The organism is Peribacillus sp. SRI_006, assembly GCF_057586375.1.
This window is the reverse complement of sequence record NZ_JBYCZT010000059.1, coordinates 1-230: the sequence shown is the minus strand read 5'-3', so window position 1 is coordinate 230 and position 230 is coordinate 1. Positions and strand designations below refer to the sequence as shown.

The window sequence follows — 230 nt, the reverse complement described above, 5'->3', positions numbered from 1 at the left end:
GGTATTCTTAAATTACATTTCAGTCGATTCCAGAAATCCGTCCCCTTTTCGCCGACTGTCTGCCAAGCCTCCTCGAGGTAAACGTCTCCGGGGTCTCGGCTAGCCAGTTACTCGGCAGGAGTGTCGCATATTTCTTCCATCCTTTAAGGATTAATGTAAAAAAACTCAAGAATCACCTCGTCTTAAACTTGGTTCGGGATGTCCAGCCTGCGGTTTTTTCTTAATATTTC

1 protein-coding gene is annotated in these 230 nt (G+C 45.2%); it reads right to left on the bottom strand.

Annotated elements, in window-relative coordinates:
* Positions 1–19 precede the first annotated feature (19 nt).
* Positions 20–169, bottom strand: a complete 150-nt coding sequence (locus AC2YHV_RS27645; RefSeq protein ID WP_487374607.1) for a hypothetical protein — start codon at positions 167–169, stop codon at positions 20–22.
* Between the last annotated feature and the right edge of the window lie 61 nt (positions 170–230).